The sequence below is a fragment of the Campylobacter concisus genome (genome assembly GCF_003048595.2).
GTDB classification, from domain to species: domain Bacteria; phylum Campylobacterota; class Campylobacteria; order Campylobacterales; family Campylobacteraceae; genus Campylobacter_A; species Campylobacter_A concisus_L.
This window is the reverse complement of record NZ_CP049270.1, coordinates 785935-806277: the sequence shown is the minus strand read 5'-3', so window position 1 is coordinate 806277 and position 20343 is coordinate 785935. Positions and strand designations below refer to the sequence as shown.

General features: G+C 32.4%; 22 protein-coding genes and 3 tRNA genes. 19 read left to right on the top strand and 6 right to left on the bottom strand.

Annotation, left to right across the window (positions count from 1 at the left end; genetic code table 11):
* Nucleotides 1-51: 51 nt before the first annotated feature.
* The 4 genes from CVT15_RS04080 (at nucleotide 52) to CVT15_RS04065 (ending at nucleotide 1566) form a co-directional block, all read left to right on the top strand.
* A complete protein-coding gene (locus CVT15_RS04080; protein ID WP_072594134.1) occupies nucleotides 52-354 on the top strand; it encodes a c-type cytochrome in 303 nt (100 codons plus the stop codon).
* A 313-nt stretch (nucleotides 355-667) separates the two neighbouring features.
* Entirely contained in the window at nucleotides 668-898 is a 231-nt protein-coding gene (locus tag CVT15_RS10310) for a tyrosine-type recombinase/integrase (protein ID WP_087585796.1), read from the top strand.
* Nucleotides 899-1055: 157 nt separating this feature from the next.
* Nucleotides 1056-1295 carry a hypothetical protein gene (locus tag CVT15_RS04070; protein ID WP_072594132.1) on the top strand — a complete coding sequence of 80 codons (240 nt, stop codon included), beginning with the start codon at nucleotides 1056-1058 and terminating at the stop codon, nucleotides 1293-1295.
* An 82-nt stretch (nucleotides 1296-1377) separates the two neighbouring features.
* A complete protein-coding gene (locus CVT15_RS04065; protein ID WP_230853973.1) occupies nucleotides 1378-1566 on the top strand; it encodes a DNA-binding protein in 189 nt (62 codons plus the stop codon).
* A gap of 20 nt (nucleotides 1567-1586) precedes the next feature.
* Here the strand turns inward: CVT15_RS04065 and CVT15_RS04060 are convergent, their stop codons facing one another.
* Together CVT15_RS04060 and CVT15_RS04055 are read right to left on the bottom strand one after the other, a co-directional pair.
* Complete coding sequence (locus CVT15_RS04060; RefSeq protein WP_107898080.1) at nucleotides 1587-2039, bottom strand: hypothetical protein; 453 nt, start codon at nucleotides 2037-2039, stop codon at nucleotides 1587-1589.
* 4 nt (nucleotides 2040-2043) lie between these two features.
* Nucleotides 2044-2277, bottom strand: coding sequence for a histidine kinase (locus CVT15_RS04055; protein WP_107898081.1), 234 nt, complete (start codon nucleotides 2275-2277; stop codon nucleotides 2044-2046).
* 264 nt (nucleotides 2278-2541) lie between these two features.
* Here CVT15_RS04055 and CVT15_RS04050 point away from each other — a divergent pair, with 264 nt between their 5' ends.
* From CVT15_RS04050 to CVT15_RS04005, 10 genes are all read left to right on the top strand, one after another.
* Nucleotides 2542-2868: a hypothetical protein gene (locus tag CVT15_RS04050; protein ID WP_103640294.1), complete on the top strand. Its 327-nt coding sequence runs from the start codon at nucleotides 2542-2544 to the stop codon at nucleotides 2866-2868.
* Between the two features lie 124 nt (nucleotides 2869-2992).
* On the top strand, nucleotides 2993-3214 hold the full coding sequence (locus CVT15_RS04045) for a phosphonate transporter (protein WP_087585149.1): 222 nt from the start codon (nucleotides 2993-2995) through the stop codon (nucleotides 3212-3214).
* Nucleotides 3215-3251: 37 nt separating this feature from the next.
* Entirely contained in the window at nucleotides 3252-3557 is a 306-nt protein-coding gene (locus tag CVT15_RS04040) for a hypothetical protein (RefSeq protein ID WP_107898082.1), read from the top strand.
* Between the two features lie 240 nt (nucleotides 3558-3797).
* On the top strand, nucleotides 3798-5990 hold the full coding sequence (locus tag CVT15_RS04035) for a hypothetical protein (RefSeq protein WP_103576419.1): 2193 nt from the start codon (nucleotides 3798-3800) through the stop codon (nucleotides 5988-5990).
* Entirely contained in the window at nucleotides 5987-6433 is a 447-nt protein-coding gene (locus tag CVT15_RS04030; RefSeq protein ID WP_103576420.1) for a hypothetical protein, read from the top strand. The genes CVT15_RS04035 and CVT15_RS04030 overlap by 4 nt, the downstream gene beginning before the upstream one ends.
* Before the next feature lies 1 nt (nucleotide 6434).
* A complete protein-coding gene (locus CVT15_RS04025; RefSeq protein WP_107898083.1) occupies nucleotides 6435-7559 on the top strand; it encodes a zonular occludens toxin domain-containing protein in 1125 nt (374 codons plus the stop codon).
* Nucleotides 7507-8772, top strand: a complete 1266-nt coding sequence (locus CVT15_RS04020; RefSeq protein WP_196373541.1) for a type II secretion system protein GspD — start codon at nucleotides 7507-7509, stop codon at nucleotides 8770-8772. The genes CVT15_RS04025 and CVT15_RS04020 overlap by 53 nt, the downstream gene beginning before the upstream one ends.
* Nucleotides 8773-8823: 51 nt before the next feature.
* Entirely contained in the window at nucleotides 8824-10038 is a 1215-nt protein-coding gene (locus tag CVT15_RS04015; protein ID WP_107898084.1) for a replication endonuclease, read from the top strand.
* 10 nt (nucleotides 10039-10048) lie between these two features.
* The gene (locus tag CVT15_RS04010; RefSeq protein ID WP_103644433.1) at nucleotides 10049-10282 is read left to right on the top strand and encodes a hypothetical protein; all 234 of its coding nucleotides are present in this window, start codon (nucleotides 10049-10051) and stop codon (nucleotides 10280-10282) included.
* Complete coding sequence (locus CVT15_RS04005) at nucleotides 10282-11154, top strand: tyrosine-type recombinase/integrase (protein WP_103644434.1); 873 nt, start codon at nucleotides 10282-10284, stop codon at nucleotides 11152-11154. Before CVT15_RS04010 ends, CVT15_RS04005 begins: the two co-directional genes overlap by 1 nt.
* A 46-nt stretch (nucleotides 11155-11200) precedes the next feature.
* Here CVT15_RS04005 and CVT15_RS04000 read toward each other — a convergent pair.
* From CVT15_RS04000 to flgL, 4 genes are all read right to left on the bottom strand, one after another.
* A tRNA-Met gene (locus CVT15_RS04000) sits at nucleotides 11201-11275 on the bottom strand.
* A gap of 26 nt (nucleotides 11276-11301) precedes the next feature.
* Nucleotides 11302-11376: transfer RNA gene (locus CVT15_RS03995), tRNA-Gln, on the bottom strand.
* A gap of 107 nt (nucleotides 11377-11483) precedes the next feature.
* Nucleotides 11484-13574 (bottom strand): FtsK/SpoIIIE family DNA translocase, encoded by a 2091-nt coding sequence (locus CVT15_RS03990; RefSeq protein ID WP_103577287.1) that lies wholly within the window; start codon nucleotides 13572-13574, stop codon nucleotides 11484-11486.
* Between the two features lie 131 nt (nucleotides 13575-13705).
* Complete coding sequence (gene flgL / locus CVT15_RS03985; RefSeq protein WP_107898085.1) at nucleotides 13706-16021, bottom strand: flagellar hook-associated protein FlgL; 2316 nt, start codon at nucleotides 16019-16021, stop codon at nucleotides 13706-13708.
* A 145-nt stretch (nucleotides 16022-16166) separates the two neighbouring features.
* On the opposite strand from flgL, the gene CVT15_RS03980 reads away from it, so the two are divergent.
* From CVT15_RS03980 to CVT15_RS03960, 5 genes are all read left to right on the top strand, one after another.
* Nucleotides 16167-16913 (top strand): YaaA family protein, encoded by a 747-nt coding sequence (locus CVT15_RS03980; RefSeq protein WP_107897953.1) that lies wholly within the window; start codon nucleotides 16167-16169, stop codon nucleotides 16911-16913.
* A gap of 123 nt (nucleotides 16914-17036) precedes the next feature.
* The gene (locus CVT15_RS03975; RefSeq protein WP_012001719.1) at nucleotides 17037-17339 is read left to right on the top strand and encodes an HU family DNA-binding protein; all 303 of its coding nucleotides are present in this window, start codon (nucleotides 17037-17039) and stop codon (nucleotides 17337-17339) included.
* A 71-nt stretch (nucleotides 17340-17410) separates the two neighbouring features.
* A tRNA-Leu gene (locus tag CVT15_RS03970) sits at nucleotides 17411-17497 on the top strand.
* A gap of 66 nt (nucleotides 17498-17563) precedes the next feature.
* On the top strand, nucleotides 17564-19333 hold the full coding sequence (locus CVT15_RS03965) for a response regulator (RefSeq protein ID WP_107897954.1): 1770 nt from the start codon (nucleotides 17564-17566) through the stop codon (nucleotides 19331-19333).
* 98 nt (nucleotides 19334-19431) lie between these two features.
* Nucleotides 19432-20337, top strand: coding sequence for an AEC family transporter (locus CVT15_RS03960; protein ID WP_103576985.1), 906 nt, complete (start codon nucleotides 19432-19434; stop codon nucleotides 20335-20337).
* Nucleotides 20338-20343: the final 6 nt, after the last annotated feature.

Sequence of the window (20343 nt, the reverse complement as noted above, 5' to 3'; positions counted from 1 at the left end):
AATTTACCTTTTTGTACTATAATGCATAAACTTTTTTACAAAGGATGAAAAATGAAAAAATTACTAATTGTTTCTAGCGTTGCGGCTCTACTTTCAACTGCTGCCTTTGCTGCAGATGGTGCTGCTATCTACAAAAAATGCATCGCCTGTCATGGTGCAAAAGCTGAAAAAATGTTCAATAATAAAGTTCCAGCTTTAACATCTCTTGATGCAGCAGCTATCGAAGAGGCACTAAAGGGTTATAAAACAGGAGCAAATAAATTTGGTCTTGGCGCTATGATGAAACCAATCGCTACTCCAATGAGCGACGAAGATGCAAAAGCAGTAGCTGAATACATCCAAACTTTAAAATAATAATTAGGGGCATTCGCCCCTCCTACATTTTAAATTTATACTAATAATCCATAAAACAATACTAGGTAGGAATTTATCTTTTTATATTTAAAAGTTATGAAACCTATTTACTAATCTTTCTTTTTGCATATTAAAACAAAACTATTCTAATCTTCAAAGCCATAAAACAATGCTTAGAGATAGCTAAGAACGTAAGTAAAATAGAGGTTCGTAAACTCTTTACTGAAACAAAAGACGACCAAGTGCTTCGTATGGCTTACTACTGGGTATCTCAAGGTGCTTATGCTAACTGCAAAGACCTACCCTTAAACAAGTGCCCTATATAACTCATCTAAACCACGATACAGCAAATCGTATGTGGTGGGCTGTAAGAAACCATCTAGGATATAAGGGAGAAAACAACACTCACGGACTATATATATTACGCCATACAGTGGCTTCTAGGTTAGTGAGCTTGAAGGGATTTAATGCTCATAAACTGATGGCTTTTATGGGTCATACAGATATTAAAAGTAGCTTGCATTATGTCCAATCTCAATGTTGATGATATACGTGATGGTGTGGGGGGGGTGGTTGGTGCTTAGTAAAAAGATGGTAAAAGTAATGAGCATTTGGTTGCGGAGGACGGATTTGAACCGCCGACCTTCGGGTTATGAGCGTTATGCTCTTATTTTATGTTATAATGTTTGCAAAGGATAGTTATGGAAAATAAGAATTTATGGGAGTTTTTAAAAATTAAACTCGATTTCTTAAAGCCTTTTCTTACCACGCTTTTACTTTTAGATGCTGGTTTAATAGGTTTTATCTTTCTTAATTTTGATAAAAATGGGTTTATTTTAAATTTTTGCTCTACCATTGCAATCTTTTTAGTAAGTATTTTATTTTGTTATCTTTTGAAAGCGTGTTTAGACGTATTAAAAGAAATGAAAGGATTATTATAATGTCAATATTTGGTTTATTCTTAATAGTTGTTTTTGCTGTTTTAGTAACTTGGGCTGGTGTAAAAATATCTAAGGTTTGATCTTGAAAGAAGAATTTACAAAATTTAATCTAGAAGACTATTTAGCAACCGATGAATTAAGAAAAGAGTATTTAAATCAGGTTTTGTCTGATGGCGATATCGAAGAATTTAAAAGAGCCTTATTCTATATAGTAAAATCAAAAGTTATTGAAAAATTTGCCTTAAAAAATTGGGTTGTGGCAAATAGTTAGGTATTTGAATACTATATACTTTACTTCATTTCTATTTTTATTAATTCTTTTGTGTTATTTACTATTTTCCCCTTTATTTTACATATCTTTACTCTTACATCTTTGTTTAGATCAGCTTTAAAACATTTATTCCCTATATATTCTTTTAAAATTATCTCATCTCCATTATAAAAAGTAATCAACTTTTTATTATAAATATTAATTTTGCCTTTTTCGTTATCATAATCCCAAAACATTTGTCTTGGTCGATTATCAAGTAAAATTTCTTGATTTTTTTCAAAACTTACGTTCCATTTATTCCCTGCAGTCATTATAAAATCTGTAAAGTATTTTTCCGTTTCAATGCTCCACTCTCCTACTAAATTTAAATCTTTTATATATTTTTCTTGGTTGTTCTTTTTTTCTATGTGTATTTCTATGGGGTCTGCTATTAAAAAAATGCAAAGCAATAATAAAGTTTTTAGTATTCTCACTTTATTATCCTATCTCTTTTTTTAATATTCTTGCTCTTATATCTGATAAATAAAATTGTTGTTCCATTTCACTTAACTTATCAAATAGTTCTACTAGCTCTTTATGCCTTGGATTTATTTCTTTTTCTTCCTGGAAATAAAATTCTAGTATTTTGTATAGGTTGGGGTTAGTTTTTTCCCAGTTGTAGATAGTTTTTACATCTTTGCCGATAAATTCGGCTACGTTTTTTTTATTCATTTCTCGAAATTATTCCAATATTTAAGATTTGTTTTATAATTATTATGCAATAATTCCTTTTAAGAAATTGCATTAATTCTAATTAGGCAAAAGGATTTTAGCAATATCTTATAAATTTATAACTTAACTGACTGCCCGCAACAGAGTGAAGATGTTTTGGGGCTTAGTTGTTACAACCTTAATACGTTGTAAAACTGTTGGGGGTGGTGTAGCTCTGCCCCTAAAATACTAAGCTACAAACAAATATTTCTTAAGGAGCTACACATGTACACTTACCTTTTAGGCTTTTGTGACGAAGTTCGTCCGATTTCTCGTATCGACAAAAAGACCGGCGAAGTTTCATCATCTATTGATGTAACTATTACCTTTGAAAGTCGTGACCAGCATGGTTATCTTGTCAAATCAACCGAAACTATCAATTATGACTTTTCTCTTAAGCCAAAATTTGATTCTGTCAAAGGCAAATATATTGCCGTTCCATATCGTTTCTTAAATACTCGTAATGGCGCTTATATGTTCCCTGATGAGAGTTTGAGTTTCCAAGTTTTCAATGAAAACCCTTTTTTAAAGGAAACAAAGCCATCTAAATAATAAAAAGCGGGGGCTATGCCTTAATGTGAGTAGCAAACCACTCTCCCGCATTAATCTCTAGAAAGTTTATTTTTATAGATTTTCTAGAGTTTAAAACTCATAATTTTATAAAAAGGAGTTAGATATGGAAAAAACTAAAAATTTTCTAGAATCTACTAAGGTTAAAGTTGCTGCTGTTAGCTCTGCATTGCTTTCAGCTCCTGCTCTTTTCGCTGGAGATGCTCCAGTTATTCCAACTACGCCGTTAAAAGCTGACTATGCTTTATTTGACTACGTATTTGCTGGTGTTATCGCTGTTGCTTTCATCTTTATGATTGCTGGCAGAGTTAAGTCTTTCATCAAGTAGTTTTAGGGGCTTCTTGCCCCTTTAAAGGTGCATAATAATGAAAGAAAATGCTATATATATCCCTAATTTAAATATCTGCGTTAAAGATTTCTACATAAAAGATAAAAAAGTATTTTTTGTAAATTTTGATGATAGTGTTTTTACTTCTTATTATTCTCTTTCTAATTTTCAAACAAACTATATATTTAACACTGAAACTAATATTTGCTACATACAAAAAAATGATTTAATTCCAAATTTAGGTATATATGAACATCAATTTAATTTTTTAATGGGTCTTTCTGCGATACTTATAGCATTTTCTTTCCTTATTGGCTTAATCATAGTCGGAGCTACACGATGATTGAAGTATTTAACAACGATGTATTTAACTATTTTTTAAACGTTTTTTCTCTCTTTTTCGTTCCTATTTTTATTTACGTTATAGCTCTTTCTTTTGTCAAGTAGGTTTTAATTTTTAAAGACGCTGGATATTAAATTTTAAACTTCATTTTTTCCTGAAAAAATGAAGCGACAACCGAAGGGCGTCAGTAATTTATAGGAGATAAATATTTATGAATAAAAATTTATTTAAGGATTTTATATGAAATTTCTAGTTAGATCTTTCATTTTCTTATCTCTTTTATACTCTCTTGCTTTTTCTAAAAACGGCGATAACGGCCTTTATGATGTTATGCGTGACTATAACTTACCTAGCACATTTGTTCCAGCTGATGCTAAATTTTTAAAAGGGGATAATCTCATTGGCTTTAGAATGCCAGTTTGGGATTTATATGAAATTATTTCTGTTACTATTAGACGAGATGCCTATTATTTTGCTGGCTCAAAATCTCCAGGATTTTATCGAGATTCTGGTTATTCTCTTTATTATATAGGCGGTCCTGCTAAAACTGGCCGTTTTGGTCAACGTGGTGGTGCTGGCGATTATGAATATTATGTTGCTTCTGATAATCCAAAAGACCCTATTTTTACTTATTATACTTATCTTGAATTTAATACCAAGAGCGTTGCAAGATGTAAGCTAAATCAAGAATTTAACACCGAAACTATGCAGTGCGTTGATTCTTGTCCAGTTGGTCAAAAATGGGACGTTGAAAAAAATACTTGCGTTGATACTTGTCCAGCTGATCAAATTTTCAATAAAGAAACTGGTAAATGTGAGCCTAAACTTAAACGTCCTGATTGGTGTCCTTCTCCTATGATCTACAATGAAAGAAAGGTGGAGCTTCTTTTAAGAGATAAAATTGTTGAAGAGTGTCTTCCTGATCCTAACATTGATAGGGATAAGTGTAAATCATTTGGCATGGTTTATCATGATTGTGCTGATCTTTATGGTCTTGAATTAACTGCTTGTATGAGCTTCCCTGAAGGTTGTTATACAACTTCTACCCTTTATAAACTTGAAGCCGAGCAACAGCTCGAAAGTGATCTTTTTCTTATGGGCGGTTTTATGATTCCGTTGCCTATTAATTCTATAAAAAATGGTCTTACTTCTTTATCTAATTTTTTTAAAGGTTTGTTTGCTAGTGGCTCAAAAGCGCCTAAGATAAATTTATTAGAGTATAGACCTCAATTAGTTGATATTAAAGCTACTAAGGCTGGCCCTGAGCCAGTTTTTGATTTTAAGCCAGTTGATGATTCCGCTATTGCTTTAAATAATACCTTTAGAGAAACTGGCAAGATTGATTCTACTATTTCAACTTCATCAAATATTATAAAAACTCCACAAAAACTAGCCGATGTTTCTCCAAATTTAAGAAAATTTGATTTGCCAAAAGATGCCTCTGTTTCTAAAATTGAAAACAATACTGTTGTTACTGCAAAGCTAAAGGATATGTCTAAGCCTATCCCTACAAAAGAAATAACTGTTCCAAACGAAGTTAAAAATATAAATCTCGATTATGATCTAAATACTATGTTTAAAACTTCCGATAAACCTACTCCTAATTTGCCGATGACAATTAAGCAAACTAGCAATACTGGCAATAAAGCAACCTACAAAGGTAATATTGTTACACCTGATCAAAGTATTATAGATGTTGATGTTGTAGAAACTACCACACAAACTGGTTCAAGGGTTCAAGATGTAACTTATTCTTATACTTATAAAACTCCAAAAGGCAGTAGTAAATTTTCAACTGGTTATGTCAATACTATTACTTCTGATAATAAAGTTACTAATTCTATCCCTAAAGACGGTACGTCAAGTTCAGGTGGAAACTCGTCTGGTTCAGGTAATGGCGGTAGTGGTTCATCTACTACCACACCTTCCCAGCCCTCCCAGTCTATTGATTTGAGCTCTTTAGAGCAAGCTATAAATAGAAATGGTGCTAAGCTTGATACTATAAACGATACTTTAACCTCTATAAAGAATCAACAGCAAGAGCAATGGAATTATGATCCTAATATTAATACTGCTACTTCTTTTTCAGCTTTACAAAGCGAGCTTGCTAAATTTGATGTGTCTGTTAATGACGCTTTTAATTTTTTGAATAATTTTAAAAGCGATATTGACAATTTAATGAATAATTTCAATGAGTCGCTAGAAGTCTTTAAGAATGGCATAGATACTCCAGAAATTCCTAAAGGTACTTGTCCTTTTACTATTAGCGGTCCAACTCCTGGTAGTCAGAAAAATAATTTATTTGTGATTGATCCTTGTCGTATTGTTACTCCTTATAGGTCTATTCTTACTCTATTTTTTACGATTTGGTTTAGCTTTGAGATTATTATGTTTTCTTTGAAATATCTCTTTAGGGTGGGTGGTGATTCATGAAATGGTTAATCGGTGCCGTTGGCGGTTTTATAGTTAATTTTATTGAATTTCTAGTCAAGAAAATTGGTATAAGAAATACCATTTTAGCTTTTGTTGTGCCTATTTATGCTTCTTTTGTAGCTTTTCTTATTGCATTTGCTGGCTATGCCATTTTATTTATTATGAAAATTTGGAATTTGCTAAGAGAATATATCCCTAAGATGTTTGATTATGGCTCTAGTGTTAGCGGTTCTTTTAGCGGTTTACCTACTCAGACTGTTTTAAACTCTGCTATGGAGTTTTTACATCAAAGTGGTTTAGCTTCTGCTTTTTCAACTGCTATGACTTTATTTATTTCTATTCTTAGTCTTTTCTTTGCTTTGCAGCTTTATAGGGTTATCTTGTATGTTAGAGCCAACATTACTAAGATCATAACTGATCTATTAACATTGATGAGTAGATAAAATGTTAAGTTTGATTATAGGTCCGCCACGTTCTGGTAAAACTTACAAAGCCGTTCATATAATAAATGATGAATATGAATTACATTTAAAAGATGAATCAAAGTATAGATTTATTTATACTAATATTAACGGCTTAAAATTTGATCATTTTGATGGCTTTGTAAAGCAATATGATAAAAATGATTTTCTTACTGCGGTTAGTCAAGAATATACGCTTAACTCTCAATATGAAAATGGCTTTTTAGATAATATAGACAATTATGATGAGTATGCTTTAAAAAATGGCATCTATGAAAATTATCATCATTGCTTGATAGTTCTTGATGAAGCTTACAACACCTTTACAAAAACATTTAACGATAGTCTTGGTAGGTTTTTAAGTTATCACGGACATTTTGGCATTGATATTATTTTTTTATTTCAGTCTAAACGTCAGACAAATAGAGAATATTTAGTTCATACTGAATTAATGTATATGGCCCAGCCTAGTGGCAAAAGGCTCTTTAGTAGTCTTTTTAAATATAAAGTTTATAGCACTTCATCTAATTTTAATTATAATCTTATTCGCTCTGAAAATCTAAAATTTAATCAAAAAGTATCAGATTTATATAGTAGTGGCTCAAAAGAAATTTATAAAAGCTATGCGACTAAAAAAATCCTATTTTTATTAGCTTTTATAGTTTTTTCTTATTTACTTTATAAATTTTTAGAGCCTAAGCATGAGCCAGATCAGTCATCTATTCAAGATACCAGGTTTGTTGATTTAAATACTTCTGATTCTAAAAAGCCTAAAACAATTTCAAATAGCTTGGATAATTCAGACATAAACACCACTATTTTTAATAACAATAGAATCTATCTAAAGATAACTTGCTTTCCGAATGGTTGTAAATTTAGAAATTACGCCATTGATTTATCTTTAGATAGCTTCTTAGAACTTCTTTCTTTCTCAAACTGCCATATATTCTTACAAGATAAGAAGTCAGGCAACTACATTGATTATTTTGTTTCTTGCCATGCAGATTTTGAAAGGGTTTTAAAAAGCTTAGAAAATTCATCACAAGGGTTTGCAAATGAAAAATCTCCAAAGACTGATTCTAGTCCTATGCTTCCTACTCTCAAGTAGTTTATCTGCCTTAGAATATCGTAACATTACCTTTAACGATTTCTTAGGCGAGATTAGTTCTATAACTGGCAAAAATATTGTTATTAGTGGTAATGTTGATACCAACTTTGATGTATTTTTACCTACGCTTGATCTAAGCAATACTGATACTTTTTCTAAGTTGCTAAAAGATATTTTAAATGTTAATGGTCTTGATTATTTGATACAAGATAGTGTCTTGTTGATATATAATCCAACTACTGAAGATAAGCCAGTATTGAATGATTATATAATCAAATTTAAGCACGTTTCCAAAGAAGATGTTGTATCTGCTCTTTCTTTATTTAGTGAAAACATAAAATACACTGTTTATAGTGATAGGATACTGCTTATTACTACTGAAAGCCAGTATGAGATTATTAATAATCTTATTAATGGGCTTGACACTAGCTATCAATTAAGGCAACTTAGCTTTACAATTATTAGCACAGATAACACAAAACTTAAAGAAATTGGCCCACGTATAGAATCACTTTTAAATCCACTAGATCATTTTTATTTTAAAATTATTACCAACGTTCTTACGGTCGATAGCACCAAAGTCAATAAAGATTCTGTCACCAGTCTTATAAATTTACTTAAAGAAAAGGGTGTATCTGATCTACTTTATAATCCTAGAGTTACCCTTATTGATAATAAAGATAGTGTAATTGAGAGCGTTATAAAGACTCCTATTCAAAAATCATCAATCGAAATTCAGAACAACCAAAGAATGACTACAAACCAAGTTGATTACCAAGATGTTGGCTTAAAGCTTTATATTACAAATGTCTTAATTACTAATGATAGCGTTAGCTTTACTTTGGATTTATATATAGAAAGTTTGCTTGATGATACATTGACTCCTAGAATTTCTAGTAGGCATTTAAAAACAAATGTATATCTTACTGATTCAAATTCTTTTCTTATTGGTGGTATTAATAGCAAAGAAACAATAAAATCAACGAAAACTATTCCTTTTGTTGAAAATATCCCTATTCTTGGCGATATAACTACATATAAGAGCGAAAAGACAACTGATTATAGTTTTAGTATATTTATTACAATGCTTCCGTCTGAAAAAGATATTTTTTCTGAGTTTTATTATGATCCAAAAGATAAACACCTTGCCTTAGAACGCTACTTGACGAGCGCAGCGCGCAACGCAAAAGGGGCCCCACGTAGTGGGGAATGAGCGTGCGCTCTTGGCTATATATAATATAAGTGTGTAACCTAAAGGAATAAGATGTATGGAATTAGTGAAACTGATAAAATCTTTTTAAAAACTAAACTAGAAAATCAAAAGAAATTTCTTGATAGCAATTTCTTTATGATAAATGGCGAGTATGTCCCTTACTCAAATTTTTATTTTTCCAGCTGGCATAACTCGAATAGATACATTGCTGAACTTAATAACCGAGTAGCCAGCCTTAATGATTATGCTCAAAGTCAAGGGCTTTGTCCTATTTTCGCAGTTTTTACCTTGCCTAGTGAGTATCATAAACAAAAGCTTATAACTCTTAAGAGTGGCAAGAAAAAGCTTGTTTATAATAAAAAGTATATCGATGATGAAGATCATAGCGTTAGCGCAGGTGCTAGTAAGCTTCAATCCTTAGTTAGAAGTATTATGAATTCATTGCATTTTAGAAGTCTATCACAAAATCAAAGATGTTATATAACTACTAAAGAACCGCATTTGGACGGAACTTGTCATTTAAATTTGCTTGTTTTTGTCCCTAAAGAAAATTTGGATAAGTGCGTTTCTGCTATTAAAGATCGTTTTTTAGATACTCATAGCAGGGTTGAAACTGATATTAAAAATGCTACTTCGTATGTTATGAAGTATATTTTTAAAACTCTTGATGATTTACGCCAAAACCCTGATTTAGATAACTTAACCGATATTAGCTACTGGTATTTAAAGCATAAAATTAGACGTTTTACAATGTCAAAAACGTTTGTAAGTCTTGAAATTTATAGAAAGCTAAACGGCAGTATTGACCTAATATCTCTTACTAAAAATTATAATAAAGGCTTGGTTACTGTTGTCGTTGATCCTAATACCAGGAAGCCTTTAAAAATATTTGATGAATTTGGCGAACTTTGGCAAAAGACTAGAATAATTAAAGATAGCAACACTATTAAACGATATGAAGATGCAAGCGATGAAATAAAGAGCTTTGGCAACTCTTTAAAACAAAGGCAAATTTTAAAGCTTTGCGATGAGCTTTTTAAAAGCGATGAAAAGTCTAAACCAGTGAGTAGAATGAAAGATTACGAGTTAGTCAATTATTATCAAAGCTTGGGCGGTGATGTAAATGCCCAGCATTTAGCCTATGTTGAAAATTTAATGCTTGATAGAAATTTAGATAATTTTACACACTATCATGAAAGGCACGATCTTAACGCCCCTGATATTGATAGCTTTGTAGATAGATTTTTGATATGTAATGAGTTTTAAGGAGTATATTATGAAAAATTTATTAGTTGATTGTTCTCACTATCCTTTTTGTTATTTTCCACAATTAGATTTAGGCATTTCTGTAGAAGAATTTGATTTATATAATTATGAAGAATTTGATACTACTTTTTTTAAAACTTATTATTCTTTTTCTAAATATGGTTTATGTGATTTTTCTAGTTTTGATGATCTTCTTGATTCCTTTGCTAAAAAATTTGATTATGATAGTTTTGAGCATATTTAATGACACTAAATGAGCTTTTTAATAATTACATTAGCTTTTATGAGCTTATTTTAAGTCCAACCACTCTAAGAAGCGATATAGCTACTTATAATAAGCATTTTAAAAACTCTCTTGGCTTAAAAGAGATAAAAGATATAAGTTTTATCGATATTCAAAAGTTTTGCAATGATCTTATCAAGCAAAACTACAAGATAAAGACTATTAAGAATATCGTTGCAAAGCTAAAGGTTATTTTCAAACTGGGTATAAAGTTGGAGTTAATAAATAAAAATCCTTGCGATTTTATTGAGCTGCCAAAGTTTGATAACAAAAGGTATTTTGATTACTCGATCACTATTCAAAAACGCTTTATTAAGGCTATTAGTGAAAATACAGATCCAAGCTCTGATATATTCTTTTTTCTACTTCATGGCAGACGAAAAAACGAAGTATTAAGCTTAAAATTTAGTGATATAAATTTTAAGACCAGGACTTACATTATCCCCTTTAAAATCAATAAGGCCAAAAGAAATATGATTTATAAAATGAGTGATGAGCTTTTTAATCGTCTTTATAAAAGATTTTTGATAGCTAAGAAAGAAAATAAGCTAAATGATTACGTCTTTATTAATCCTATGACTAACGATAAATTTAAAGATTTGCGTAAAAGCTGGGCTTCACTTCTTAAAAAGAATAACTTACCTAAAATCAGACTTCACGATATAAGGCATCTAATTGGCACATATTCAATAAATTATTTAAAAATTCCTATCGAGCAAGTATCATTTACTTTAGGTCATACAAATATAACTACAACACAAAAATATATTACTGCAAACGTCAAAAAATCAAAAGAAACTATCGAAAATTTACTAAAATCAATTTCAGAATAATTTAAGCATTTTAAAAAGTGTTTCAAATATCGATGAAATGGGCATTTGGTTGCGGAGGACGGATTTGAACCGCCGACCTTCGGGTTATGAGCCCGACGAGCTACCACTGCTCTACTCCGCGATAAGTATTATTTTGGATTCAAAAAGTGGATGGGGTAAGAGGATTCGAACCTCTGAATGACTGGACCAAAACCAGTTGCCTTACCGCTTGGCGATACCCCAATGTTTTTAAGAGTTGTAATTATATAGATTTTAATGTGCTTTGTCAAGGCTTTTTAGAATTTTAATAAAAATTAAAATTCTAAAATTAAAATAATTTATGACTTTAGCTATAAAATTTCTCTTTGTCCTTTTGCATTCACTGGGCTTAAAACACCCATTTTCTCCATTTGCTCGATTATATTTGCAGCTTTGTTATAGCCTATTTTTAGACGTCTTTGCAAGTAGCTTATTGACGTTTTTTGCTCACTTAAAATGATCTCTTTGGCCTCTTCATAAAGCTCATCAAGTTCATCTTCTCCTAGAGTACCAGCAGCCACACTTCCGCTTGTGCCTTCTTCTATTAAGAATTTCTCATCATAAACTACATCTTGTTGCTCTTTTAAGAAATTTACAACCATTTCTATCTCTTTTTCGCTAGCAAATGGCGCATGCAGTCTGATCACTCCAGGGCTTCCTGGAGGTGTAAATAACATATCTCCTCGTCCAAGCAAGCTCTCAGCTCCCATTTGATCCAAGATGACCTTGCTATCGATCCTCTGCCCTACCCTGTAACTTATCCTACTTGGCAAATTTGCTTTTATAAGGCCAGTCACGACATCGACACTTGGGCGCTGAGTTGCCACTATCAAGTGTATGCCGCTAGCTCTTGCCATCTGCGCTAAGCGTCCAATATAAAGCTCAACATCCTTCCCGCTAGTCATCATGAGATCAGCAAGCTCATCGATGATCACAACGATGTATGGGAACTGCTCGCCGCCCTCCTCTTTCATCTTTTCATTGTAGCTCTCTATATTTTTCGTACGAGTTTGGCTCATTATCTTATATCTTCGCTCCATCTCAGCGACCATATTGGCAAGCGCTGTGATCGCCTTTTTAGCCTCTGTGATAACTGGAGTTAGAAGATGTGGGATATCGTTATATATGCTAAATTCAAGCATTTTTGGATCTATCATCATTAGACGTAAAGTTTGTGGGCTATTTCTATAAAGTAAGCTTAAAAGCATCGCGTTTATACCAACACTCTTGCCTGATCCCGTCGTTCCAGCGATTAACAAATGAGGTAGTTTTTTAAGGTCTGTCACAAAAGGGGCACCAACAATATCTTTACCAAGTGCCATAGTTAGCGGGCTACTTGCATTTTTAAAGACTTCACTCTCTAAAATTTCTTTTAGATATATAGTTTCTAAATTTTGATTTGGCACCTCGATGCCTACCACATCTTTACCAGGGATCGGCGCTTGGATACGGATCGTTTGAGCCTTTAGTGCCATCGCTAGGTCATCTTGAAGTGTTAAAATTTTACTTACCTTGATATGTGGGGCTGGACGAAACTCAAATGTCGTGACTATAGGTCCAGTATAAGTTCTAACCACATCGCCATCTATTTTAAACTTACGGAGTTTATCAAGCAAATTAGAAATTTGCTGATCGATTTCCGTTTCATTGACACTATGCGAGCGTTTTGGCGGATCGTTTAAAAATTTAAGCGGTGGCAAGACAAAATTCTTTGGCTTTTCCACATTTCCTCGTTCTATTTGATCAAGCAACTTCTTGTTTTCAGCCACTTCGTTTAAAATTTCAACTCCGTTTATAGTCGAGGCCTTACTCTCTTTTTCTAACTCAGGCTCTATCTCTTCATCTAAATTCTGCTCATCATCATTTAGTACCTGAGCTTCTATAAGCTCTTCTTCTTTTATATCATTATTCTTTTGTCTTTTGCGTTCGATTTTTGGAAGTTGCTTTTGTTTTATCTCTTTTAAATTTCTCTCTTCATGGACTTTTATCTCTTTATCTACAAAAGCCTTTCTTAAAACAATGATAAAATTTTCCCTAAAAGCAAGCCCAAGTGAAATAATAAACATCATAAGTATAGCAACCGCAGTGCCGATAGAGCCGATCACCTCTTTTAAGGCACTAACTATAAAATTTCCAATTATACCGCCATTTATGCTCGAAGCACTCAAGGCTTGAAACATTAAAAAAGCTATAAAAAAGAGAAAAATTCCTACCAAAAACTGAGCAAAATCAAAGTCAAATTTCTTAAAATTTTTATAGACAAAATAGCCCAAAATGATCAATAAAAATGGATAAACATACGCTATAAGTCCAAAATATTTGATATTTAAAATACCAAGGCTTTGTCCAAGCAAGCCAACAAAATCAGCAGTTGGAGCAGCTGTAGCGATACCAAAATATATAAAAATGCAAACAAAAATTGTAAATAAGATATGTCGTAAAATTTTAGATCCTTTATAAAAAAGGCTTATTATAGCACGCTTGAGTTTAATTTTAAAAAATCAGCAAGCTAGGTGGCCTGCTGATTTAAATTTTAATTTAAATAATTTAGTAAGCTTAGTTGATTTATCTTTGCGCTTGCTTGTAGAGTTGCTTGATAAGATAGTGAAAGCTGCGTAAATTTCAGATATGACTCCGCATAGTCTGCGTCAATTACATCATTTTTAACAGTTAGCACATTCACTTTCATTACTTCGGCTCGCTCTTTTGTAGCTGTTAAAAGTTTTGATTGAGAGCCGATCTTTGTAAGCTCTTTATTCGCATGATCTATTAGATGATCAAGCCTTTGTAATGCGCCTTGCATGCCGGTATTTCGTGGGTCATTGCTATTTGCATCAGCTCTATAATATCCCTTTCTAACAGCCTCTATCATATTATCAAGGTCTTGAAAAACGCTCGTACTTGGCTCATCAATAGTTAAAGCATTATTTTCATTAAAGCTAAAGACAGAACCCTTTCCTTGAGGGTGACCAGCATTACCAGCTGTATCTCTACCAGTACTATCGCCATCAAATTTATCGCTATTTTTTGCATCATGCATAGTTACTTCTATGTTTGTTACTGATTTTGTCTTATCGGTTAAAACCATTCTACCTTTATCATCTAAAGTCGTCTCTACTGCACCCTTTGTCTTTGATAAAGCCTCTTTATAGGCATTATAGTTTTGATCTCTTTTTACTTTTTCAATATCTGTATCAAAATTTGCGTTTTCTGCATGTGGAGGATTTGGGATATTATCACTTGCTGCCATAGCAACGATATCCATGAGCTGCCTATAAGTAAAATCGCTAGCATAAGTTCTGTAACTTCCAAACTCATCTGAGTTATAAACTGTTAAAGTTCTAGTTGCAGAAGGTGTGCCACCTGGTGGTGTAGATGTTATTTCAAATTGCACTGGAGTATTTGTGCCCCCTGCTGTGCCCATTTTTACCTTTATGTCATATTTTGTGCCAGTTATTGACTTTACTTGTAAATTTATCTCTTGGTCGTCGATATTAAAAAGTTCTCTCTTTCTAGCGTCAACATCTTTTGGATATAAATTTCTATCGTAACTCTCTTTTGTACCAGAGACTTCACTTAGCTTTGTCTGATCTGTTGCATATTCGCCCGTTCTTCTAGCTACTTGAGGTAAATTTGCGATTAGCTCATTATCTTTTCTTTCAAATCTAACCTTATCATAGTCAAATGCATTTGTCGCGTTTCCATCTTTATCAGTATATTTGCTCTTTACAAACTCAGTGATATGAACCGTTTTTGGCACAGCATTTGCCATATTTTCAAGCGCCTCTAGCGAATTTACGGTATCAAGCGCTGTGCTTGGAGCGATAGTATCACGATTTGCCGCGACAGAAGTAGCTGCAACCATATGAAAGTCAATAGTTTGATTACCTTTAGTAAGATCTTTTATATTAAATTGTCCATCGTTATTTATGCTTACATCAACAACTTTTGTTGTTTTTGTATTGCCAAATTCCATGCCGATTTTTTCCATAAGTCCAGCCATGGTTGTATTTGCACTCATCTTAAATTTACTGGTAAATGTCGTGCCGTCTGGCTTTTTGCCTTGCATGAAAAAATATGTATCTGGAAAATTTACATTTGAATTATCTAAAAAATCATAATCTGGATTTATTGTTCCATTGTAAGAGCCGTCACTTCTAACCACTGAATCACTAGCGTAATTTAGTCCGATCATACTTTTTATCTTGCTGTTATCGTTTAAAAATTTTGGCGCATAAGCGATGTCGGTTCTAGTTTGATCAGCCAAACGAACATTTGTTGTCAAAATTTTACTGTAATCACCGTCTTTTCCTAAAAATAGATCATATCCTGGGATATTATAAGGAAGCTCGACTTGTGCTCCAGCTGATGTTTTCATATAATCACGGTTGCCTTGATACTTTCCTGCACCGTCTATTGGCTTTGTATCAACAGCGCTTCCAGAAAACAAGAACTGCCCATTAACCGAAGTGTTTGCAATATTTACAAGGTGATTTTTTATACCTTGAAGATCATTTGCCAAAGCTTCTAGCGATGTCTTACTATGCACACTGCTAGCTGCTTGGACTACTTTTGTCTTAAAATTTTCAAGCTGTTTTTCAAACTCTTGCAACGCATTATCTGTATTTTTTGAGAAATTTACAGATTTACCAGTGGCATCAACTACTTGAGTGAGAGTAGTCGCTTCATAATCAAGCCTCATTGCATCATTATAAGTCGCAGCACCATCGTATGGATCTTGAATTTTCAAACCATTTGAGAGCTGCTTATAGCTTTTATTTACACCGGTCATGTTTTTTTGGTAGTCATGCAAAGTCTGACTAAAACGTAGTTGGTTTGTTATTCTCATAATTTTTTCCTAAATTTTTATTCACTCTAAGCAAAAATGATTCCGCTTGTTTTTTTATATCGGTAAAAATTTGATTTTTTTAGCATAAAAAAAGTTTATTGTATAATCCAACAAAAATTTATATAAAAAAATAGGTAAGAAAAAAATGGCACTAAAAATTCTCTTTTCTCCAAGCGAAAGTAAAATTTCTCTAAATACAAATAATAAATTTAATGGCAAAGATTTGATATTTCCAGAGCTTTTTGATAAAAGAGTTGAAATTTTAAATAAATACGATGAGTTTTTAAAAAACGCAAATTTAGACGAGATAAAAAAGCTTTTTGGGCTAAAAGAACTTGAAGAGAGTAAGCAGCTGCGAGAAAGCCTATCTCAAAAAGGCAGTATAAAAGCTATTTTAAGGTATGATGGAGTGGCTTATAAACATCTAAACTATCGTGGTTTAGACAATGAGGCACAAAAATATATAGATAATAATGTTTTAATATTTTCAAATTTATTTGGACCTATCTTAGCAAAAGATGAGATACCAGAGTACAAACTAAAGCAAGGTGAAAAGCTAGGTGGCTTTGAAATTTCAAAATTTTATGAAAAAAATTTTAGTAAAGCGGTTAATGATTTTTTGCAAAATGATGAGATTTTAGACCTTAGAGCTAAGTTTTATGAAAAATTTTACACTATAAAAAAAGAATACATAACTTTTTGTTTTGTAAAAAATAAAAAAATAGTGAGTCATCACGCAAAAGCGTATAGAGGCGAAGTCTTGCGCCAGATAGCAAATAAGCTTGTAAAAAATAAAGATGAATTATTGAGCTTAAATTTTAAAAATTTAAAGCTTATTGATATGAAAAAGTTTGGTCTAAAGACCGAGCTTATGTTTGAAATTTGCGAGTAAATTTTTAAAAAATTGTATTTTTTGTTAAAAAAATGTAAAAAAGAGCTAAATTTAGGGAAAAAGTATTGTATTTTTTTTTAAAAGAGTGTAATATAGCCACATAACTTCTTAAAAGGATGGTTCATGAAAAAAGCTGAATTTATTCAAGCTGTTGCCGATAAGGCTGGTCTTTCAAAAAAAGATACTCTAAAAGTTGTTGATGCTACTTTGGAGACAATCCAAGCAGTTCTTGAAAAAGGCGATACAATTAGCTTTATAGGCTTTGGTACTTTTGGTACTGCTGACAGAGCTGCAAGAAAAGCTAGAGTTCCTGGAACTAAAAAAGTTATCGATGTTCCTGCTAGCAAAGCAGTTAAATTCAAAGTTGGCAAAAAACTTAAAGAAGCAGTTGCTGCTGGTGCTGCTAAAAAAGGTAAAAAGAAATAATTTCTTTTTAGGGGAGCAAGTCTCCCCTTTTTTCTTTCTTCTCACAAATATAAAATTTCAATCTTAACTTAGCCCGAGTGGTGAAACTGGTAGACGCGCCAGACTCAAAATCTGGTAAGGGCAACCTTGTGTCGGTTCGAGTCCGACCTCGGGCACCATTATATACCTAAATAATTTCTAAATTTATCCGATATTGTCTGCAACATCTTTAAAAAGGATTTTAGATGAATATTGCACCTTTAAAATATAACTTTATAAATTTAAAAGATTTAAAAAATCCTACAGATATGCTCCATGCCTTTAAGGATAAACAAGATTTAGAGATAAACAACGAACAAATTTCAAATTTAAAAGAAAGTATAGAAGCAAGCAAAGTTATAAATGTTACTGATGCCGAGATAAAAGAGCAAAACAGACACAAAATCCTACAAAAAGTAGAAGAAATTTTAAATAACTACTCAAAAAATCTCATCTACAGTAACAATAAAATCCACTCCGATGAACTTTCTAGAGGCTATCATTTTAGTGAAAATGCCTACTTTAAAAATATAAAAGCTTCAGATAGTAGCAGCATGTTATCTACACTAAAAAGTGGATACTTAGAAAATACAAAATTTAAAAATTTAAATGATTACGCCTATTCAAACACTCTAAAAACAAAATATGGCGAAGTAGAAGTATTTTTAGATATTTACGGCGATAACGATAAACTTGGCACTACAAAATTAGAAAATAATAGTTATCTTTTTAGCTTTGATAGTAATAGTGATGGTGTGCTAGACCAAAAAGATATACTCTTTGATAAGCTAAAAGTAAGGGGTTACGACAAAGATGGAAATGAAAAAATAGCAAATTTAAGCGATGTGATGCCAAGGGTTGATCTTAGGCAGTTTATCAGCACAAATGTCATAAATCACAATCAAATAAAAAGAGAAGAGTTAAATCGTAAAGCAACGATCACAAATAATCCCGATCTTTATGTGGATACAAAAGATATTGATTATAGGCACTCTTACTACGCCTCAGATCCAAATACTTTGTTTGCTGCAGAAAACAGATATGAAAAGATAGAGAAAAATGATATAAATAATTTCTTTAAAAAATATGCCCAAAATGACGGCTGGGTCGATCTAAGACGCAATAATATCTTTGGCAAAGATAGCTCTTTTAAAAATTTTGCCTATCTTAAAGTGGGTTTTGATGATACTGCAAGACTAAGCGAGTTTAATCCGATCATTGAGCCAAGCAAAGAGCACAAAAAAGATGAAAATTTCTCATATACAAAATTTCAAAAAGATAGTTTTATGAAATTTTACAAAGATTATAACGCTGAGTTTGACGCATACAACAAAATGATAGAAAATCTTGGCAATAATTTAAAGAAATTTGAAGAAAATGCAGACGCTTATATATCAAAGCTTGAGAATACAAAATCAGCCAAAATGATCGCGATGGAAAATGAATTTAAGCAAGCAACTGGACTTGAGTTTAGTATCTCAAATTTAAAAAAAGTAAAAAAGGCTTTTATAACAAATGAAGCCACAGCTGCTGCATCTTTGCAAGATAGCGATAGCGTTATAGCTATGAAGCTAAACAAAGATGGCACCATAAGGCTAAAATTTGATAGTGGTAGAGAGATAGACGTAAAAGAGCTCTATAACGATACTGGCAAGCTAAATACATCAAGTGAGCTAAAAACTAGCATAAATTTAGAGGCAAAAGAGATGAATAATGTGCAGTTAAATAGCTTGGATTTTAAAGATATTGGCTTCATGCAAGGTGATAAAATCGTAAGCCTAAAAGATGCTGGAGCGATCGCTATTGCCAATCTATCTAATAAATTTGAGAGTAAATTTTTAATCAGTCTAAATAATGGTAAAAGCATATCTACAAGAGAAATTTATAATATCAGCTATCTTGAGAATGATTTAAAGAGCAAAGAAAAGATAGATGAGAGAGATAAATTTTATAAAAAGGTTGATATTAAGGTATAAATTTTAAGAGCAAATTTTAAAAAAGGTTTATTGTAATTTAATCTTATGGGTCCTATAATCAATTTTCCGTAAAAATTTAGATTTATAAAGAGAATGCTATGAACTTCACTCCACTTTTTGCAATTTTTTTCATAATCGCAACTGGTTTTTTTGCTAAAAAAGTCGGCATTGTTGAGCAAAAGCACTCGATCCCATTTGTGGATTTTGTCCTTTGTTTTGCAATGCCTGCGCTAATCTTTGACAAAATTTATCACGTAAACGTCGACGTTTCGCTTATAAATACAATTTTAATTGGCTTTGGCTCAACAGCTATCAGTGCTGTCATAGCATTGGTGCTTGGCAAGATCTTTAAATTTACTAAAGTAACAACTGTTAGTATGGTCATGCTAAGCCTTTTTGGTAATACCCTATTTGTTGGTATGCCTGTCATTCAGGGCTTCTTTGGTGATGCGATGGTAAATGAAGTCATCTTTTACGATCAAATAGCCACTGGTATTCCGCTTTCGATCCTTGGGCCGCTTATTCTCTCTTTTGCTGCACCAGAGAAGGTTTCATTATTTCAAAATACGATGAAAATTTTAAAATTTCCGCCATTTATCGCGCTTATTATGGCTCTTATCTTAAAAGAAGTCCCTTTGCCTGAGTTTATCTTTGCTCCACTTAGGATGTTTGAAGGTAGCGTTACTCCGGTAGCACTTTTTGCGATTGGTGTTGGACTTAACTTTAGCAGCATCACAAGCTCATATAAAGGCGTTAGCGTTGTGCTTTTGTGTAAGATGATCTTGCCAGCTATCGTATTTTTCATCATATTAAAATTTTCAGGTATCCAAATGAATAGAACATGGGTAGTTGGTCTTTTTCAATGTGCAATGCCAACATCAGCCCTTGCAAGTGCGATGGTCATAAAAGCTGGCCTTGATAGCTCGCTAGCCATCTCATCAGTGGCCATAGGCGTGCTTTTTTCATTTATCACGCTTCCAGTTATATATTTTGTATTTGCGTAAATTCAC

Coding starts and splice junctions, on each gene's coding strand:
- CVT15_RS04080 (WP_072594134.1), top strand. CDS start 52: ATGAAAAAATTACTAATTGTTTCTAGCGTTGCGGCTCTACTTTCAACT.
- CVT15_RS04070 (WP_072594132.1), top strand. CDS start 1,056: ATGGAAAATAAGAATTTATGGGAGTTTTTAAAAATTAAACTCGATTTC.
- CVT15_RS04055 (WP_107898081.1), bottom strand. CDS start 2,277: ATGAATAAAAAAAACGTAGCCGAATTTATCGGCAAAGATGTAAAAACT.
- CVT15_RS04050 (WP_103640294.1), top strand. CDS start 2,542: ATGTACACTTACCTTTTAGGCTTTTGTGACGAAGTTCGTCCGATTTCT.
- CVT15_RS04045 (WP_087585149.1), top strand. CDS start 2,993: ATGGAAAAAACTAAAAATTTTCTAGAATCTACTAAGGTTAAAGTTGCT.
- CVT15_RS04040 (WP_107898082.1), top strand. CDS start 3,252: ATGAAAGAAAATGCTATATATATCCCTAATTTAAATATCTGCGTTAAA.
- CVT15_RS04035 (WP_103576419.1), top strand. CDS start 3,798: ATGAAATTTCTAGTTAGATCTTTCATTTTCTTATCTCTTTTATACTCT.
- CVT15_RS04030 (WP_103576420.1), top strand. CDS start 5,987: ATGAAATGGTTAATCGGTGCCGTTGGCGGTTTTATAGTTAATTTTATT.
- CVT15_RS04025 (WP_107898083.1), top strand. CDS start 6,435: ATGTTAAGTTTGATTATAGGTCCGCCACGTTCTGGTAAAACTTACAAA.
- CVT15_RS04020 (WP_196373541.1), top strand. CDS start 7,507: ATGAAAAATCTCCAAAGACTGATTCTAGTCCTATGCTTCCTACTCTCA.
- CVT15_RS04015 (WP_107898084.1), top strand. CDS start 8,824: ATGTATGGAATTAGTGAAACTGATAAAATCTTTTTAAAAACTAAACTA.
- CVT15_RS04010 (WP_103644433.1), top strand. CDS start 10,049: ATGAAAAATTTATTAGTTGATTGTTCTCACTATCCTTTTTGTTATTTT.
- CVT15_RS04005 (WP_103644434.1), top strand. CDS start 10,282: ATGACACTAAATGAGCTTTTTAATAATTACATTAGCTTTTATGAGCTT.
- flgL (WP_107898085.1), bottom strand. CDS start 16,021: ATGAGAATAACAAACCAACTACGTTTTAGTCAGACTTTGCATGACTAC.
- CVT15_RS03980 (WP_107897953.1), top strand. CDS start 16,167: ATGGCACTAAAAATTCTCTTTTCTCCAAGCGAAAGTAAAATTTCTCTA.
- CVT15_RS03975 (WP_012001719.1), top strand. CDS start 17,037: ATGAAAAAAGCTGAATTTATTCAAGCTGTTGCCGATAAGGCTGGTCTT.
- CVT15_RS03965 (WP_107897954.1), top strand. CDS start 17,564: ATGAATATTGCACCTTTAAAATATAACTTTATAAATTTAAAAGATTTA.
- CVT15_RS03960 (WP_103576985.1), top strand. CDS start 19,432: ATGAACTTCACTCCACTTTTTGCAATTTTTTTCATAATCGCAACTGGT.